General features: G+C 60.2%; 16 protein-coding genes and 2 tRNA genes. All 18 read right to left on the reverse strand.

What is annotated here, in order from left to right:
- Window positions 1-44: 44 nt before the first annotated feature.
- The gene (locus tag HY067_11195) at window positions 45-671 is read right to left on the reverse strand and encodes a formate dehydrogenase subunit gamma (protein ID MBI3528521.1); all 627 of its coding nucleotides are present in this window, start codon (window positions 669-671) and stop codon (window positions 45-47) included.
- 9 nt (window positions 672-680) lie between these two features.
- Window positions 681-1,562, reverse strand: coding sequence for a formate dehydrogenase subunit beta (gene fdxH, locus HY067_11200; GenBank protein ID MBI3528522.1), 882 nt, complete (start codon window positions 1,560-1,562; stop codon window positions 681-683).
- 20 nt (window positions 1,563-1,582) lie between these two features.
- A complete protein-coding gene (fdnG, locus tag HY067_11205) occupies window positions 1,583-4,648 on the reverse strand; it encodes a formate dehydrogenase-N subunit alpha (GenBank protein ID MBI3528523.1) in 3,066 nt (1,021 codons plus the stop codon).
- Between the two features lie 917 nt (window positions 4,649-5,565).
- On the reverse strand, window positions 5,566-6,984 hold the full coding sequence (locus HY067_11210; protein MBI3528524.1) for an ammonium transporter: 1,419 nt from the start codon (window positions 6,982-6,984) through the stop codon (window positions 5,566-5,568).
- A gap of 10 nt (window positions 6,985-6,994) precedes the next feature.
- Window positions 6,995-7,333, reverse strand: a complete 339-nt coding sequence (gene glnK, locus HY067_11215) for a P-II family nitrogen regulator (protein MBI3528525.1) — start codon at window positions 7,331-7,333, stop codon at window positions 6,995-6,997.
- Window positions 7,334-7,760: 427 nt separating this feature from the next.
- Window positions 7,761-7,834, reverse strand: a tRNA-Cys gene (locus tag HY067_11220).
- Window positions 7,835-7,943: 109 nt separating this feature from the next.
- Window positions 7,944-8,019 (reverse strand) — tRNA-Gly (locus tag HY067_11225).
- Window positions 8,020-8,080: 61 nt separating this feature from the next.
- Complete coding sequence (gene pgsA, locus HY067_11230) at window positions 8,081-8,650, reverse strand: CDP-diacylglycerol--glycerol-3-phosphate 3-phosphatidyltransferase (GenBank protein ID MBI3528526.1); 570 nt, start codon at window positions 8,648-8,650, stop codon at window positions 8,081-8,083.
- A 6-nt stretch (window positions 8,651-8,656) separates the two neighbouring features.
- Window positions 8,657-10,501: an excinuclease ABC subunit UvrC gene (gene uvrC, locus HY067_11235; GenBank protein MBI3528527.1), complete on the reverse strand. Its 1,845-nt coding sequence runs from the start codon at window positions 10,499-10,501 to the stop codon at window positions 8,657-8,659.
- A 6-nt stretch (window positions 10,502-10,507) separates the two neighbouring features.
- Complete coding sequence (locus HY067_11240) at window positions 10,508-11,152, reverse strand: uracil-DNA glycosylase (GenBank protein ID MBI3528528.1); 645 nt, start codon at window positions 11,150-11,152, stop codon at window positions 10,508-10,510.
- 8 nt (window positions 11,153-11,160) lie between these two features.
- Complete coding sequence (locus HY067_11245; GenBank protein ID MBI3528529.1) at window positions 11,161-12,144, reverse strand: cation transporter; 984 nt, start codon at window positions 12,142-12,144, stop codon at window positions 11,161-11,163.
- A complete protein-coding gene (nagZ, locus tag HY067_11250) occupies window positions 12,128-13,213 on the reverse strand; it encodes a beta-N-acetylhexosaminidase (GenBank protein MBI3528530.1) in 1,086 nt (361 codons plus the stop codon). The genes HY067_11245 and nagZ overlap by 17 nt, the downstream gene beginning before the upstream one ends.
- A gap of 4 nt (window positions 13,214-13,217) precedes the next feature.
- Window positions 13,218-13,595, reverse strand: a complete 378-nt coding sequence (locus HY067_11255; GenBank protein ID MBI3528531.1) for a holo-ACP synthase — start codon at window positions 13,593-13,595, stop codon at window positions 13,218-13,220.
- Window positions 13,592-14,332, reverse strand: coding sequence for a pyridoxine 5'-phosphate synthase (locus tag HY067_11260; protein MBI3528532.1), 741 nt, complete (start codon window positions 14,330-14,332; stop codon window positions 13,592-13,594). Before HY067_11260 ends, HY067_11255 begins: the two co-directional genes overlap by 4 nt.
- A complete protein-coding gene (recO, locus tag HY067_11265) occupies window positions 14,329-15,084 on the reverse strand; it encodes a DNA repair protein RecO (protein ID MBI3528533.1) in 756 nt (251 codons plus the stop codon). The genes HY067_11260 and recO overlap by 4 nt, the downstream gene beginning before the upstream one ends.
- Window positions 15,071-15,961 carry a GTPase Era gene (gene era, locus HY067_11270; GenBank protein ID MBI3528534.1) on the reverse strand — a complete coding sequence of 297 codons (891 nt, stop codon included), beginning with the start codon at window positions 15,959-15,961 and terminating at the stop codon, window positions 15,071-15,073. The genes recO and era overlap by 14 nt, the downstream gene beginning before the upstream one ends.
- Window positions 15,958-16,632: a ribonuclease III gene (gene rnc, locus HY067_11275; protein MBI3528535.1), complete on the reverse strand. Its 675-nt coding sequence runs from the start codon at window positions 16,630-16,632 to the stop codon at window positions 15,958-15,960. The genes era and rnc overlap by 4 nt, the downstream gene beginning before the upstream one ends.
- A 24-nt stretch (window positions 16,633-16,656) precedes the next feature.
- Window positions 16,657-17,013: a DUF4845 domain-containing protein gene (locus HY067_11280; GenBank protein ID MBI3528536.1), complete on the reverse strand. Its 357-nt coding sequence runs from the start codon at window positions 17,011-17,013 to the stop codon at window positions 16,657-16,659.
- Window positions 17,014-17,022 lie beyond the last annotated feature (9 nt).

Here is a 17,022-nt window from a genome sequence, read left to right on the forward strand (position 1 = left end):
AAACCGGGACGAGCATGCTCGCCCCCGGGGTCTTGCATTATGAGCTAGCCCTGCTTGGTCTTCTCCCGCAACCACGCCCGGTGGTGCTTCGCCGCCCACTTGGCGGACACGGTACCGCGCATCATGGCGCGAATCGAACCCTTGATCCAGATCGCGGCATAGATATGGACGATGATGCCGATGATCAGCACCGTTGCCGCAGCCGAGTGCAGCAGCGTCGCCAGGCGCACAAGCGTGATCGGGAAATAGTCGGCGAACCACGGCCGCCAGAACAGCACGCCGGTGACGAACAACGTGACCGTGCAGATCACCATCAGCCAGAACAACACCTTCTGGCCGGCGTTGTAGCGCCCGACTTCGGGCAGCTTGTCCTCCCGGTTATTGACGACGTCGCGCCATTGTTTCAACCACCGCCAGTCGCGGTCCTCGATCTTGTTGTAGTTCCAGAAGCGCAACATCATTGAGAGGAATGCGGCGAACATCACCACGCCGATGAACGGGTGCAGGATGCGCGTCCACGGGCCTCCGCCGAACAGATTGCTGAGCCAGAACAGTGCCGGGTGAAACATCGACAGCCCGGACAGTCCCGCCAGGATGAAGGCGATGGCGACGATCCAATGATTGACTCTTTCACTGTCGGAGTACCGTTGGACTTGTGTCTTAGGATTCATCTCGGGCTCCTAATGCTTAGCCGGCGTTTCGGCGCTCTCGTCCTCCGCGTCCGCGTCGTTCGGTCCGACCTTGACGTAGTGGAAGAACCCGGCGAGCGCCGTGACGCCCATGACCAGTAGCGCAAGCGGCTTCAGTGCGCCCTTCCAGAGGCCGACCATCGGACTGATGTGCGGGTCTGCGGGAAGCCCGTGGTAGATCTCGGGCTTGTCGGCGTGCTTCAACACGTACATGACGTGCGTGCCCCCCACGCCTTGCGGGTCATACAGGCCCGCATTCTGGTAGCCGCGCTCTTTCAGATCGACAATCCGCTCATCGGCTTGCTCGATCATGTCCTCCTTGCTGCCGAAGGTGATCGCGCCGGTCGGGCAGGTCTTGACGCACGCCGGCTCGAGGCCCACGCCGACGCGGTCGGAGCACAACGTGCACTTGTACGCCTTGTTGTCCTGCTTGGAGATTCGCGGGATATTGAACGGGCAGCCGGTCACGCAAGAGCCGCAGCCGATGCAATGTTCCTCGATAAAGTCGACGATGCCGTTCGAATACTGCACGATTGCACCGGGGGCCGGGCAGGCCTTGAGGCACCCCGGGTCGGCGCAGTGCATGCAGCCGTCTTTGCGGATCAACCACTCCAGCTTGCCATTTTCCTCCTCATACTCGGTAAAGCGCATCACGGTCCACGTATCGGCCGACAAGTCGGCGGGGTTGTCGTAGACGCCGACGTTATGGCCGACCGCGTCGCGGACATCGTTCCACTCGCCGCATGCCACCTGGCACGCCTTGCAGCCGATGCATTTCGAGATGTCGATCAGCTTGGCGACTTCGACGGTGCTGCGGACCGAAGGCGAAGGTGTTGTCGTGGCGGAGCGCTGCTTGAGGTCAAGCGATTGCAGGGATGACATGGCGGCCTCCGCTACGCTTTGTCGATGGTCACGATGAACGCCTTGAATTCGGGCGTCTGCGTGTTCGCGTCGCCCACAAACGGCGTCAGGGTGTTGGCGAGATAGCCCATCTTCGCCACGCCCTTGAAGCCCCAGTGGTTCGGAATGCCGACGGTGTGCACCTTCTGTCCGTTGCACTCCAGCGCCTTGATCCGCTTGGTCACCACGGCAACGGTCTCGATCTGCCCGCGGTTCGATCGCACCTTGACCTTGTCGCCGTCCTTGATGCCTTTTTCCTTGGCCAAGTCTTCGCCGATCTCCACAAACTGTTGCGGTTGCGTGATGGCATTCGATTCGACGTGCTTGGTCCAGTAGTGAAAGTGCTCAGTGAGACGATACGTCGTGGCCGCGTAGGGGAATTCCTTCGGCGTGCCGAAAGCCTCCAGGTCGTTCTTGAACACCCGTGCCGCCGGATTCGCCCGAACGTTCGGGCTTTGCGGATGCATCGGGTTCACCGAGATGGGCGATTCGAATGGCTCGTAGTGCTCGGGGAGCGGCCCGTCCACCAGGCCGACCGGTGTGAACAGCTTGGCGACACCTTCGGCGGTCATGATGAACGGCCCGACGTTTTCGTCCGGTGCGGCATCGGGACGCATATCCGGCGTGTCGGCACCGCCCCAAGCCTTGCCGTTCCAGAATACCAATTTGCGTTTGAGGTCCCATGGCTTGCCCGACGGGTCGCTGGAAGCGCGGTTGTACAAGATTCGCCGATTGACGGGCCACGCCCAAGCCCAGTTCAGCGTCTGGCCGATACCGTAGGGATCACTGTTGTCACGGCGCGCCATCTGGTTGCCGGCTTGCGTCCACGCGCCGGAGTAGATCCAGCAGCCGCAGGAGGTCGTCCCGTCATCGCGCAGAAACGCGAAGCTCGGAATCTGATCGCCAGCCTTGACCAGCACCTTGGTCGCGTCCTTCGGATCAGTCAGGTCGGCGAGCGCCTTGCCGTTGTACTCCATGGCGATCTCCTCCGGTGCGGGCACCGCAGGAATCTTGTAGGCCCAGGTCAGGTTGACGATCGGGTCCGGAAAGGCGCCCCCGTCCTTGGCATACATGGCGCGGATCCGCGTGAACAGCCCGGCGATGATTTCGGGGTCACCCCTGGCCTCGCCCGGAGGATCGGCGCCCTTCCAATGCCATTGCAGCCAGCGACCGGAATTGGTCAGCGAGCCCTCCTCCTCGGCGAAGCACGTAGACGGCAGACGGAACACTTCGGTCGGAATTTTGGCCGGATCGACGTCGTTATAAGGCCCGTAGTTCTTCCAGAATTCCGAGGTCTCGGTTGCCAATGGATCAATAATCACCAGGAACTTGAGCTTCGATAGCGCGCCGACGATCTTCGCCTTGTTCGGGAACGAGCCGACTGGGTTGAAGCCCTGGCAGATATAGCCGTGGATCTTGCCCTGTCCCATCAACTCGAACGCTTGCAGGATGTCGTATTCCCTGTCGAGCTTCGGCAGATACTCGAACGCCCAGTTGTTGTCCTTGGTCGCGGCATTGCCGTACCAGGCCTTCATGAGGCTTACATAGAACTTGGGGAAGTTCTGCCAGTAGCTCATCTGGTTCGGCCGCAGCGGCTTGAGCGCCCGCGCCTTCACATAATCCTCGAAGGACTGCTCCCTCTGCCTGGGCAGGCCGAAGTAACCCGGCAGCGCGCTGGAGAGCAACCCCAAATCCGTGAGCCCCTGGATGTTGCTGTGGCCGCGCAGGGCGTTCATACCACCGCCCGATATGCCGATGTTGCCGAGCAGCAGTTGCATTATCGCCGCGGTGCGGATCATCTGCGAGCCCGTCGAGTGCTGCGTCCAGCCCAGCGCGTACAGGATGGTCATCGCCCGGTCCGGCGCCGCGGTCGAGCCGATCATTTCGCAGATCTTGAGGAACGCTTCCTTCGGGGTGCCGCAGATCTTCGACACCATCTCGGGCGTGTAGCGCGAGTAGTGTGCTTTCATTACCTGGAACACGCAGCGTGGATTTTGCAGAGTTTCGTCGACGACCGCGAAGCCGGCCTTGTCCTTATCGTAAACCCACGTCGCAGGATCGTAGCTTCGCTTGACGTCGCTGTAGCCGCTGAAGAGTCCGTCTGCGAAGCCGTATTTCTCATTCAAGACAAACGACGCGTTGGTGTACGCCTTGACGTACTCCTTCTGTATCTTGTCGCTGGAGAGCAGATAGTTGATGACGCCGCCGAGAAATGCGATGTCGGTTCCCACGCGAATCGGCGCGTAGTAATCGGCCATCGCGGCCGAGCGGGTGAAGCGTGGATCGACGACGATCAGCTTGGCCTTGTTATGCGCCTTGGCTTCGGTGACCCACTTGAATCCGCACGGGTGGGCCTCCGCGGCGTTGCCACCCATGATCAGCACGATGTCGGCGTTTTTGATGTCAACCCAGTGGTTGGTCATCGCACCGCGGCCAAACGTCGGGGCCAGACTGGCCACCGTCGGGCCGTGTCAGACGCGAGCTTGATTATCGAATACGAGTGCTCCCATGCTACGCATCACCTTTTGAGTGAGGTAGCCGGATTCGTTGCTGGAGGCCGATGCCGCCAACATGCCGGTGGTGAGCCAGCGATTGACGATGAGACCGTCGTCCGTCTTGGCGACGAAGTTCGCATCGCGGTCGGCCTTCATCAGCCCGGCGATTTTGTCGAGCGCCTCGTCCCACGACATACGTTTCCAGTCGTTCGAGCCGGCGGCGCGATACTCGGGATATTGGAGGCGATTCGGGCTGTGAACGAAATCGAGAAGCCCGGCGCCTTTGGGACAGAGGGTGCCGCGGTTTACCGGATGATCCGGGTCGCCTTCGATGTGAATGATTTCCGACTTGGCGTTCTTTGCCTTATCGCCGAGGCTGTACATGATGATGCCGCAGCCAACGGCGCAGTAAGGGCACGTGTTGCGTGTCTCGGTGGTGCGGGCCAGCTTGAAGTTACGCGTTTCAGCCAGCACCGGTTGTGGAGAAAAGCCGAGCAGCGCAAGGCTCGAGCCACCGAGTCCGGCCGCGCAGGCCTTGAAAAACTGCCGACGGTTCACGTCCATAGGGACTCCCCCTCCAAAATTCCAGAGCGCAAGTCGTATGTTGACTGCCAGCGTGTGATTTGCTGTTTCACGCGGTCCACCAATCTGGCGCGTGAAGCACCCCGGCCAATGCCACTTCTTCTCGATGAATATACGTCCATTGTCGCTGTCTGGCAATTTGAAGATGTGTCGCGTCTTACCCGATGAGAAATGAGTCAAAATGGCGGTTATGTACACGTTTGCCGATGGGCGCTGCAATGCTCTGGTCTGCAAAAATGGGGTTTAGCGCATCGCCCACCACGAAGTGGCGATTCCGATAGCGCGCACCGGGCACGCAGAACCGCGATCAGGACTATTCTCTCAGCCGGAGGCCACGCCGGAGGGTCGCAGGATGAGCCTAGGCTATTGAAATATTGGAGGCTATGCCGCGGTCAGCTCCGGGTCGCCACGCAGTTCCGTGATTAATTTTTCCCGAGTGCTCGTAGAAGGCTTTCGCTTCGTTATCCTTTGCGTGGACCAGGATGGGCGGATGCCGGCAATGTCCGCGGCCTGGGCAGTCCGCAAGAGCGCATCCTTAAGGAGGAAGCTTTCCCGAGGCCCTGCCCCGCCTGGCGCTCGTCCACCGCGAGACGGGCCAGGATCATCACAGAAATCGGATAGCGCGGCATCGCCTTCCTCACCCGCTCAGTCGCCGCGGCGTGGGCGACCGCGCCGCGACCGCCAGGTTGTAACAGCCCACCACGGCCTTGTCGCGGCAGGCGACATAGGTCTGCGTGCTGTGGACCAGGACAATCCGACGGGCCCGGCAATACCCCGCCATCAAAAAAGACGGGCACCGATCGGTGCCCGTCGATCCGAACGCATACCTGAGCGTCGTGATTACATCTGGCCGTATTTCTTTCTGGCCGCATCGATACACTTGGTCTTGTCGGCGATTGTTAGACCACGCTTTCTCCATGCAGGCTGACATCCAAGCCTTGCTGCTCCTCCTCTTCCGCAACCCGCAGCCCGATCGCAAGATCGAGCCCCTTCAGGATCAAGAAGCTCACCACGAACCCGTACACCAGGGTCGAGACCACTCCGATGAGCTGAACTATTACCTGATAGCCATTGCCTTCCAGCAATCCCGCCGTACCCCCAATGTCCTTGATCGCAAACACGCCCGTTAACAGCGCACCGGTAATGCCACCGACCCCGTGCACGCCGAAGGCGTCCAGCGAGTCGTCGTAGCCCATCATCTTCTTCAAGGACGTCGAGCCCCAGAAGCACAGGATACCTGCGGCAACTCCGATCACCAATGCACCGACCGGTGCTACAAACCCGGATGCCGGCGTGATCGCCACCAGTCCGGCAACCGCACCTGAGGCGATCCCAAGCACGCTCGGTTTGCCCTTAACCAGCCATTCGACAAACATCCACGCGAGCGCTGCTGCGGCGGTCGCGATTTGTGTCACTGCCATCGCCATCCCCGCCCGTCCATCCGCGGCCACAGCAGACCCCGCATTGAAACCGAACCATCCGACCCAGAGCAGCGAGGCCCCCGCCAGCGTCAGCACCAGGTTGTGCGGCTGCATTGCCTCTTTGCCATAACCCATGCGTTTACCCATCACCAGCGCTGCGGCCAGACCGGCAATTCCCGCATTGATGTGCACAACCGTGCCGCCGGCAAAATCGAGCACGCCGCGACTGGCTAGCCAGCCACTTGGCTCCCATACCCAGTGCGCGATCGGCGCATAGACCAGAATCGACCATAGCCCCATAAACCACAGCATCGCCGAAAATTTCATGCGGTCGGCGAAGGCTCCGGCAATCAGCGCCGGGGTGATGATCGCGAAGGTCATCTGGAAGCACATGTATACCGACTCCGGAATCGTGAGCGCGAGGTGCGACACACTCACCCTGGAGCCGTTGACGAAAGCCATGCCGCCTAACAAAAAGCGATCGAGACCGCCGAGAAATGCAGTGCCTCCTGGAGTGAACGCCAGGCTGTATCCGATGATCATCCACAGCACCGTGACCAGGCAGGTAATGGCAAAGCTCTGCATTACCGTGGCGAGCACGTTTTTCTTGCGCACCATGCCGCCGTAGAACAGTGCCAGACCCGGGATTGTCATCAGCAAGACCAGTGCAGTCGACGCAAGCATCCACGCGGTATCGCCGGAATTGATCTTGGCGACTTCCACCATCGTCGGTGCGGTCGGAGCCGGGGGTGGGGGTATAGCTGGTGCAGCCGCGGTTGTGGTCCCCGCTGGACTGCCTTCGGCGGCGGCAGGCGATTTCGCCGGCTCCTCGGAAAAGCTTGACGTCACAAACGCAAAGAGTGCACACAGGACTAGCAAAGGCAGTAATGGTTTCATCGCACCCTCCCTAAAGCGCAGCGTCGCCCGTTTCGCCGGTTCGCACACGAACCACCTGCTCAAGATCGACCACGAAAATCTTGCCGTCACCGATCTTGCCCGTATTCGCCGCTTTTGATATCGCCTCGATCACCTTGTCGAGCAGGTCGTCCATGATCGCCACTTCGATCTTCACCTTGGGCAGAAAATCGATCTGGTACTCCGCGCCCCGGTAGAGTTCGGTGTGGCCCTTCTGTCGGCCGAAGCCCTTCACCTCACTCACCGTGAGCCCCTGGACCCCGGTGGCGGAGAGTGCTTCGCGTACGTCGTCGAGTTTGTGTGGCTTGATAATTGCGGTCACCAGCTTCATATTCCGGCTCCTTCTTGCGTGCCGCCAGGCAGGACTCCGCCGCGTAAACGACTTCGGAATGACGAACGCCCCGCCGGACAACATGGGTCCTCTACCACTACTTGCGACTCCACAAACTAACCATAGCTTACGAAAACCAAAAAACAAGCCTGGGGGGCTTTGCCGAAGCCTTCGGCCTGATCAACCTGGACGCAGGCCTGGAGCACCTTGATCCTTGGTATCGACACGCCCGGGAGCTCCGTGCGAGATTTCTTGCTGCCGCAGCATCCCCAGGACCAACGACGACGTCGCGAAGGTTGTGGTGTGGCGATTCCGATAGCGCGCACCGGGCACGCAGAACCGCGATCAGGACTATTTCCCTCAGCCGGAGGCCACGCCAAGCGACGTCGGAGGGTCGCAGGATGAGCCTGGGCCATTGAAATATTTTTGGAGGCGGGGGTCGGAATCGAACCGGCGTACACGGCTTTGCAGGCCGCTGCATAACCACTCTGCCACCCCGCCAGGGTGGGCGCGGCCGGAATCAGCTGCGCACTGCAAACCGGGACATGATCTTGGTTCGCTGAAAAATCAAAAGGGAAAACGGCTGATGCGCGTTTTCCCTTAGGCAATCTGGAGCGGGAAACGAGGCTCGAACTCGCGACCTCAACCTTGGCAAGGTTGCGCTCTACCAACTGAGCTATTCCCGCACAAAAAAACGAACCGGCATTATAGGACGCCGGGTCTTTTTGTCAAGGTAACGGCCGCGCACTACTCTTCCTTCGTCAGCTCCGGAAGCGCCATTTTCAGATAATAAGCCATCGACCACAGTGTCAGGATAGCCGCGACATAGATCAGGAAATTGCCGAGCGTATAGCCGCTCAGTACGAATAGCGGATCGTGATAAAGCAACAGAATTATTGCCGCCATCTGTGACACGGTTTTTATTTTTCCCAGAAATGAAACCGCCACACTTTTGCTGCGGCCGATGCGCGCCATCCATTCGCGCAGTGCGGAGATCGCAATTTCCCTGCCGATGATGATGACCGCAATGAAACCCTCCACCCGGCCGAGCCAGACCAGCACGATCAGTGCGGTGGCAACCATGAGCTTGTCGGCGACCGGATCCAGGAATGCGCCGAAAGACGATGTCTGGTTCAGCGTCCGCGCAAGGTAACCGTCGAGCCAGTCGGTAATCGCCGCAAGACTGAAGATAAAGGTGGCTACCAGGTTCTTGTCGTGATCGGCGATCCAACCGTGCGGCATGTAAAACACGCCGACCAGCAGCGGGATCATCAGGATGCGCAGCCAGGTAATGAGATTCGGTAAATTGAACGGCATGATGCGTCAGTGTAGTTGCTGGTAGATTTTTTCGGCTAATTCCCTGCTGATTCCTTCCACCTGCTTAAGTTCCTCGATGCTGGCGGAAGCCACGCCCTTCAGTCCGCCGAATCGCGACAAAAGGCGCTGCCTGCGTTTGCTGCCCACGCCTGCAATCTCTTCCAGCGTAGAGCGATTACGGGTTTTTGCGCGGCGGTTGCGATGGCCGGAAATCGCGAAACGGTGCGCTTCGTCGCGTATCTGCTGGATCAGATGCAGTCCCGGGTTATCGGCGGGCAGCCGCAGCGGTTCGGCGCGTTCCGGAAAAATCATCTGCTCCAAACCGGCCTTGCGTTCTTCACCCTTGGCGACGCCGATCATCGGCAGATCGCTCAATCCGAGTTCGCCGAGCACCTGGTACGCGGCGCCGACCTGACCCTTGCCGCCGTCGATCAGGATCAGGTCCGGCAGTCGACCCTCGCCTTCCACGATTTTGCGATAGCGCCGGTCGAGTACCTGGCGCATGGCCGCATAGTCGTCACCCGGTTCGATGCCGGCGATGTTGTAAGTCCGGTATTCGCCTGGCTGCATCGAAGCATGGTCGTAAACCACACAGGAAGCCACAGTCGCCTCGCCCATGGTATGGCTGACGTCGAAACATTCGATACGCTGGATGTTGTCGCCCAGATTCAAAGCCTGCTGCAATGCCGTCAGCCTGGCTTCCTGTGTGGCATGTGCCGCAAGGCGTTGCGCAATCGCCAGTTCGGCATTCTTTTCCGCCATGCGCAGCCATACTCTGCGCTCGCCAGCCGGATTGATGTTGAACTGCACTTTGATTCCGGCTTGCTGCGACAGCAATTCCTCGAGCGCAGCGGACTCGACCGGGCGATTGAGAATGATCGAGGGCGGCACGTCGCGATCGACATAATGCTGCCCCAGAAAGGCTTCGAGAGCCGACTGCTCGTCCTGGTCGCGTGCATTCTGCGGGAAAAAACTCTTGTCGCCCCGATGCTGGCCGCCGCGCACGACCACCAGATTTACGCATATCAGTCCACCCGAACTCGCCAGCGCAACAATGTCCGCATCCACACCGCGACTGCTGGAAACAAACTGGGTCTCCCTGACTTTCGAAAGCGAACGGATCTGGTCGCGATAGGCTGCTGCCTGCTCGTAGGCCTGCTGCTCGGCCGCCCGATGCATGCGTTCTTCCAGCCGGCTGACGGCCTCGTCTTCCCTGCCCTGCAGGAACAATTCGGCGCTCCTGACGTCTTCCGCGTAAGTCGATTCGTCTATCAGGCCGACGCACGGGCCGGTGCAGCGCTTGATCTGGTATAGCAAACAGGGGCGCGAGCGGTTGGAGAAGACCGTCTCTTCGCAGGTACGGAGTCGGAAAATTTTCTGCATCAGGCGGATGCTTTCACGAACTGCACCCGCATTCGAAAACGGCCCGAAGTAATGGTTGGCCTTGTCCAGGCCACCCCGGTGAAATCCGAGGCGGGGAAAACGCTCGCCAGTCAAAACGAGATGGGGATAGGATTTATCATCCCGATACAGTATGTTATAGCGTGGGCTTAAACTCTTTATGAAATTATTTTCGAGTAGTAACGCTTCGGCTTCCGAACGCGCCACCGTCGTCTCCAGACCCTGGACCTGGCCAACCATCAACTGGATCCGGGGCGCCAGCGAAGCCGTTTTCTGGAAATAGGAAGCGACGCGCTTCTTCAGATCGCGCGCCTTGCCGACGTACAACACGTCGCCTGCCCCATTGAGCATGCGGTAGACTCCAGGCAAGTGCGGCAGGTTGGCGACGATTTCGGCGGGGTCGAACGCGCTGTGGCCCGCAGGCGGCGGATCCGGATCACTCTTCTTCATCGAGCACTATCCGGCGATTGGATCCTCAAGGAAACCTCTGATGTCGGCGAAGACCTGCTCGAACATGGCCGCGGTCAGCCGTCGCGTCTGGGTATTGTATCGGCTGCAGTGGTAGCTATCGAAAAGCGTGAGCCCGCTCTCCAGGCGATGCCTCGCGCCGTGGGCAAACTTGTAGGAGGCGAATTTTTCCGAGGTTGCCATCAATACCGCCTTGTGGGCAATGCCCCCGAGGGCCAGCAAAATCGAATCCTTCGGCAATGTCGAGATCTCGTTTGCCAGAAACCCGTTGCAGCGTTTGACTTCGTCGCCGGTCGGCTTGTTCTCCGGCGGCAGGCATTTCACTGCATTGGTGATCCGGCAGCCCGTCAACCTGAGCCCGTCATCGGCCGACCTCGACACCGGTTTGTCGGCAAAACCGAATTTGTGCAGCGTCTGATAGAGCAGCACGCCGGCATAGTCACCGGTAAATGGCCTTCCGGAGCGATTGGCTCCGTGCATTCCCGGCGCGAGTCCCACGATCAGCAACCGTGGCGAAGCATCCCCGAAGGGTGGAACAGGCCGGGCGTGATAGTCCGGATGCTCGGCGCGGACGTCGTCGAGGAAGCCCGCCAGCCGGCTGCAACGCCGGCAATTAATGGAGAAACCGCTCATCCTGCCGGCTAGTGCTCATGATCGTGATGGCGACCGTGACCGTACTCGGGGCCATGATCGTCGTGCTGCGGGATGATTTTTACCCGCGCGCGATATCCGGGATTGATGCCGCCGGCAGGTTCGGGTTGCAGGGTCACATGCGCAATTCCGAAACGGGTCTGCAGCATCTGCCGTGCCGACTCCAGCAATGCCGCCCAGTTATCGAGGTTGTCCAGTTCTACGTGGGCGGAAAGTGCCACCTGCCCGGAAGAAATGTTCCAGACATGCAAGTCATGCACGGCGCGTACACCGGCAAACGCGCCGATCGCGCTTCCGATCTCTTCTATCCGTAGCCCTGCGGGCACGCCTTCCATCAGCACATGTAGCGCGTCGAACACCAGCCGCATCGTCGAACCCAGAATCAGGACCGCGATGACGAGGGACAGCAGAGCGTCGATGGGTTGCCAGCCGGTGTAGTAAATCACCGCTCCCGCCGTGATCGCGGCGACCGATCCGATGAGGTCTCCGACGACGTGAATCAGGGCCGCCCGCGTGTTGAGATTGCGCTCTCCCCGGCCTATGAGGAAGGCGACGAACAGATTTGCCAGCAGACCGACGAACGCGACGATCATCACACCGAGACCGGTGACGGATTGTGGATCGAGCAGCCGCCCTATTGATTCCACGGCAATCACCACGACGATCAGCAGCATTGCCAAACCATTCACGAATGCCGCGACGACCTCCGCCCGCGCGAAACCATAGGAGTGCCGGCTGCCCGCAGGATGACTACCGACCCATGAGGCGAATGCCGCAAGTCCAAGTGCCAACGCATCCGACAACATATGTCCGGCGTCGCTCATCAACGCGAGTGAATGGAACGCGGCTCCCGCGATAAATTCCACCAACGCGTAGCCAAGCGTGACCGCCAATGCGATGATCAACGTCCGCCTCGTTCCGGGCAGATGGCGATGATCATGATGGCGGCGCGCGCTGTCAGCCACGTTCGCCAATCTGCAGGGAACCGGCCAACAGGTCGCCACTTTCCAAACCGACTGCGCCGATGTTGTGTACCGCCCTGCTGTAGGCCTCGGTCGCCTTGAGCGCTGTGAGGGTCGGGGCGGAAGCGCGACCGTGAAGGCGCGCCAGTCGGGCCAGAGACGCCGGGGGGATCTCGCGCTGCAAACGGCTCAGTAGTTCATCCGCAGCATCAGGACGATTGCAGACCAGCGCCATGTCGCAACCGGCATCGAGCGCGGCGTCCGCGCGGGCGACGATGTCCCCGGCAACCCGGGCCCCTTCCATGCTCAGGTCGTCGCTGAATATCACACCCTGAAATTCCATCCGCGTGCGCAGGATTTGCGAAAGCCATATTTTCGAGAAGCCCGCCGGATGATCATCCACGTCTGGATAAATCACATGCGCAGGCATTACCGCGGACAACCCATGTGCCACCAGTTCGCGAAAAGGAAGCAGGTCAGCCGCTTCGATTTGTGCAAGACTGCGCGTGTCGACCGGTATATCCGTATGCGAATCCGCTGCGATGAAACCGTGCCCCGGGAAATGCTTGCCGCAAGCGGCCATGCCCGCAAGCGTCAGCCCTTCGATCAGCGCGCCCGCGAGTTCGATCACAGCCTGTGGCTGCGAGTGGAAGGCACGGTCGCCGATCACGGCGCTGTTGCCGAAGTCGAGGTCGAGCACCGGTGTGAAACTCAGATCGATGCCGTGTGCGCGCAACTCGGCCGCCAGCACGTAGCCCGCATCCCGCGCCAGATGTCTTGCCCGCTGCGGATGCGCGTCCCATACCGCACCCAGTGCACGCATGGGCGGCAACCGCGTGAAGCCTTCGCGAAAACGCTGCACCCGGCCGCCTTCATGGTCTACCGCGATCAGCAACGGCGGGTGGCGCAACCGATGGATTTCGGCGGTCAACTCCTCGAGCTGGCGCGGGGATTCATAGTTTCGCGAAAACAGGATCACGCCGCCGGTCAGCGGGTGGCACAGCCGTCTGCGATCAGCTTCGTTGAGTTCCTTGCCTTCGACATCGAGCATTACCAGCCCGAGCGACGCGGGTGCGTTCATCGCTTCATTGCTCCAGGATTACGACTGCGCATGCCATTCCTTTGTCGTGAGACAAACTCAGATGATGACGGGCGACCCCACGGCTTGCCAGATAGTCCGGCAACGGCCCATGGAAACCCAATGCCGGCTTGCCGATGCCATCGCTGGATACGCTGATCGCGTGCAGCGTCACCGGATAACGCAGGCCGGTGCCAAGCGCTTTGGACAAGGCTTCCTTCGCCGCAAATCGGTTGGCAAGGAACCAGACCGGCCGCGAGCTCGCCTCGAAAGCCGGTCGCTCCGTATTCGCCAGGATGCGCCGGGCGAACTGGTCGCCGTACTCGCGCAGCAGGCGTTCGATCCGGCTCATGTCCACGATATCCACGCCTACGCCGACTATCATGCGCACGTTCCGGCGCGAATGGCGTCAAGATAAAGTCTGACTGACTGCGACATGCCGAACTCGAGAGCGTCGGCCACCAAGGCATGACCAATCGATACCTCCAGCACATCCGGCACGCTGCGCAGGAATAGCGGCAGATTTTTGCGGTTGAGATCATGGCCGGCATTCACACCCAGTCCGCTGCGGATTGCGGCAGTGGCCGCTGCTTTGAAACGGCGCAGCGCGGCATCTTGGGTGGATGTACCGAACGCACGTGCGTAGGGTTCGGTATACAGCTCGACGCGATCTGCACCGACCGCGCGCGCGGCTGCCATGGCATTCTCGTCCGCATCCATGAACAGGCTGACCCGCACGCCCAAGCCCTTGAGTTCGGCGATGACGGGTAGGAGCCGATTGCGGTCGCGCCCCAGATCCCAGCCGTGATCCGAAGTGGCCGCACCCGGATCATCGGGAACCAGCGTGCACTGGTCGGGCCGCGCGGCGCGCACCACGTCCATGAGCTGATGAAAGGGGTTGCCTTCGATATTGAATTCGACCCGCTGGCTTCGAACCAGTTTCAGCAACACGCCGACGTCGCTACTGCGGATGTGGCGTGCATCCGGCCGCGGATGCACCGTGATACCTTGAGCGCCGGCGTCCAACGCAAGGCGGGCGAAGCGCTCTACGCTGGGAATGTCGAGCGGGCGTGAATTGCGCAATAGCGCAACTTTATTGACGTTGACGCTGAGTCTGGTCATATCTGTTGCATTTCCCGAAGCAACTGGCGGGTGTGCAGTTCCTGATTGCCAAGATAGTGATTCACCAGGAAGCGCATGAGTAGTTTGCTCTGCGCCAGGGTTGCCGCATCGACGAAGCTATCACTCTCGAGTTCGATGAGCGCCTGACCGGAAATTTCCACCTGCGCGTCCGCGCCGCGATCGAGCGCTACAGGACCGCGCTCGATGACATAAGTGTAACGTTTGCCGGGATCGATTGGCCTGCCGGAATCGGCTTCGCGATCGAGAATGAGCGCATAGCCCAGTTCCTTCAGCAAGTGCTTTTCGAAACGCCTCAGCACGGTCGCCGGTTCGGGCTCGTGGGCGAGCGCCGCAATCGCATCCTGGTAAAGGTCGAACAGCGTGTCGTGCGGATCTTCCCTGGCCAGGAACTTCAGCAGCAATTCATTCAGGTAGAAACCGCACATCAATCCCAGTCCCCGCAACTGCGGAATGCCGCCTTGCCACTCGGCCTTGTGCAGTGTGCGCAACTCGGACTTGCCGGCCCAGGACAGCAGCAGCGGCTGAAACGCCATCATCAGGCCTCGCAAGGTGGATTTCGGTCGACGAGCGCCGCGCGCGACCAGCCCCACCCGTCCGTAGTTCCGCGTAAACGTTTCCACGACAAGGCTGGTTTCCCGAAACGGGTAGGTATGCAATACGAATGCGGGTTGCGCATCCCGCCTCTGCCTTTCGCCCGCGGCGACGGCCGCGCCGGCGTTATTCGTAGCCAAGGTTCTTCAGCGTCTTGAGGCTGTCCGCCCAGCCGCTCTTGACCTGCACCCAGAGCTCGAGGAACACTTTTCCGCCGAACAATTTCTCCATGTCGATACGGGCCTGGGTGCCGATCTGTTTGAGTTTTTCGCCGCCCTTGCCGATCACCATGGCCTTGTGATTGGATTTGTCGACGACAATCGCAATGTGAATGTGCCGCAACTGTCCGCGCATCTCGAATTTTTCGACCATCACTGTCGCCGCATAAGGCAGTTCCTCGCCGAGCAGGCGGAACAGTTTTTCCCGAACCAGTTCTGCGGCGAGAAACCGCTCCGGACGGTCCGTGACTTCATCCTCTTCATGCTGCGGCGGACCTTCCGGAAGATAAGGCTTGAGCAGCTTCCTCAGGTGCGCAACCTGCGTACCCTTTGCCGCGCTGACCGGCACGATCTCGGCGAACGCGAATGCCTTGCTCGTTTCGGCCATGAATGGCAGCAGAACGGCCTTGTCGGCGAGCTTGTCGACCTTGTTGACGATCAGGACCACGGGGATGTTCTTCGGCAGCAGCGGAAGCAGCTTGCGGTCTTCGCGGCCGAACTTCATGGCTTCGATCACGAACAGAACAACGTCCACGCCGTCCAGGCTCTGCGCTACCGTGCGGTTCATCAGGCGGTTCAACTCGCCGCCATGCTCGGTCTGGAAGCCCGGTGTATCGACCAGCACCATCTGCGCATCCGCTTCGGTCACGATGGCATTCATGCGATGGCGCGTGGTCTGCGGCCGGTTCGACGTAATGCTGATCTTCATGCCGACCATGCGATTGAGCAGCGTCGACTTGCCGACGTTCGGCCGGCCGACGATGGCAATGCGTCCCGTGCGATGAACGATGCCTTTCATTTGTGTGCGGCGGCGAGTTCGTAGGCGCTTCGGGCCGCCTCCTGCTCTGCGGCCCTGCGGGTCGACCCTTCGCCCTGCGAGTGGATGGAGAGTTCCGGGATGGCGCACTCCACGCGGAAGTGCTGTTCATGCGCCTCGCCGTCAACGGATACAATCGAATACTGCGGCAACCCAAGTCGTTTACCCTGCAAATATTCCTGAAGGCGCGTCTTGGGATCCTTGCCCGATACCGTGGGATCGATAGCCGCCAATAGCGGCCGATAGAGTTCTATCAGAACCTTTTCTGCCGGCGGGAATCCGCCGTCCAGGTAGACGGCGCCGATCAATGCCTCGAACGCATCCGCAAGTATGGAGGGTCTGCGGAACCCTCCGCTCTTGAGTTCGCCCTCGCCTAGCCGCAAATGCTCGCCCAGCGACAGCGAAACCGCCAACTCGGACAGTGCTTGCTGATTCACCAGTCCGGCGCGCAAGCGGGAGAGGTCACCCTCGGGCAACGCGGTGAAATGCTGGAACAGGATGCGGGCGATGACGAAATTCAACAGCCCGTCGCCGAGGAATTCGAGGCGCTCGTTATGCGGCGCGCCGTGACTGCGATGAGTCAGCGCCTGCTGAAGCAGCGATGCATTACCGAACTGGTAACCCAGCCGGCGCTCGATCGGCCCGTCAGGCATGGATGAAAAGTTTTTGGGTGGGCGTCAATTCCCGCTGCTGGGAGAAAAATCGATCAAGGCACTCAGATTCCCGAACAGTTTTATCTTGACCGAGTAGTTGGCCTTCAACACCACCTGGTCGCCCTCTTTCTCGATTTCGAGATCCTCGGGTTTGATCGTTTCGATCGCATCGATTTGGGCATGCTTTCTGAAACTGACCTGAATATCTTTGGGATTGCCGCTTCGAGCTTCCGGCGAATGGGCTACGTCGCGCAGGATGTTCACGACCGTGGCGTACTCGATGTACGCCGGTATCAGCTTGAGTCCGATAATGGCTGCAAAAACAATCAGACCGGCGATGAATACCATTCCGATGAAAGTTACGCCCCGTTGACGCCTCATATTCACTCC

Source organism: Betaproteobacteria bacterium (assembly GCA_016194905.1).
GTDB lineage: Bacteria > Pseudomonadota > Gammaproteobacteria > Burkholderiales > JACQAP01 > JACQAP01.

Bases quoted from the DNA above. Each gene is read 5' to 3' on its own strand.
- HY067_11240 (MBI3528528.1), bottom strand. From the start codon at position 11,152: ATGAGCGGTTTCTCCATTAATTGCCGGCGTTGCAGCCGGCTGGCGGGC.
- glnK (MBI3528525.1), bottom strand. From the start codon at position 7,333: ATGAAGCTGGTGACCGCAATTATCAAGCCACACAAACTCGACGACGTA.
- era (MBI3528534.1), bottom strand. From the start codon at position 15,961: ATGAAAGGCATCGTTCATCGCACGGGACGCATTGCCATCGTCGGCCGG.
- pgsA (MBI3528526.1), bottom strand. From the start codon at position 8,650: ATGCCGTTCAATTTACCGAATCTCATTACCTGGCTGCGCATCCTGATG.
- HY067_11280 (MBI3528536.1), bottom strand. From the start codon at position 17,013: ATGAGGCGTCAACGGGGCGTAACTTTCATCGGAATGGTATTCATCGCC.
- HY067_11260 (MBI3528532.1), bottom strand. From the start codon at position 14,332: ATGACCAGACTCAGCGTCAACGTCAATAAAGTTGCGCTATTGCGCAAT.
- HY067_11195 (MBI3528521.1), bottom strand. From the start codon at position 671: ATGAATCCTAAGACACAAGTCCAACGGTACTCCGACAGTGAAAGAGTC.
- HY067_11210 (MBI3528524.1), bottom strand. From the start codon at position 6,984: ATGAAACCATTACTGCCTTTGCTAGTCCTGTGTGCACTCTTTGCGTTT.
- HY067_11255 (MBI3528531.1), bottom strand. From the start codon at position 13,595: ATGATAGTCGGCGTAGGCGTGGATATCGTGGACATGAGCCGGATCGAA.
- uvrC (MBI3528527.1), bottom strand. From the start codon at position 10,501: ATGAAGAAGAGTGATCCGGATCCGCCGCCTGCGGGCCACAGCGCGTTC.
- rnc (MBI3528535.1), bottom strand. From the start codon at position 16,632: ATGCCTGACGGGCCGATCGAGCGCCGGCTGGGTTACCAGTTCGGTAAT.
- nagZ (MBI3528530.1), bottom strand. From the start codon at position 13,213: ATGAACGCACCCGCGTCGCTCGGGCTGGTAATGCTCGATGTCGAAGGC.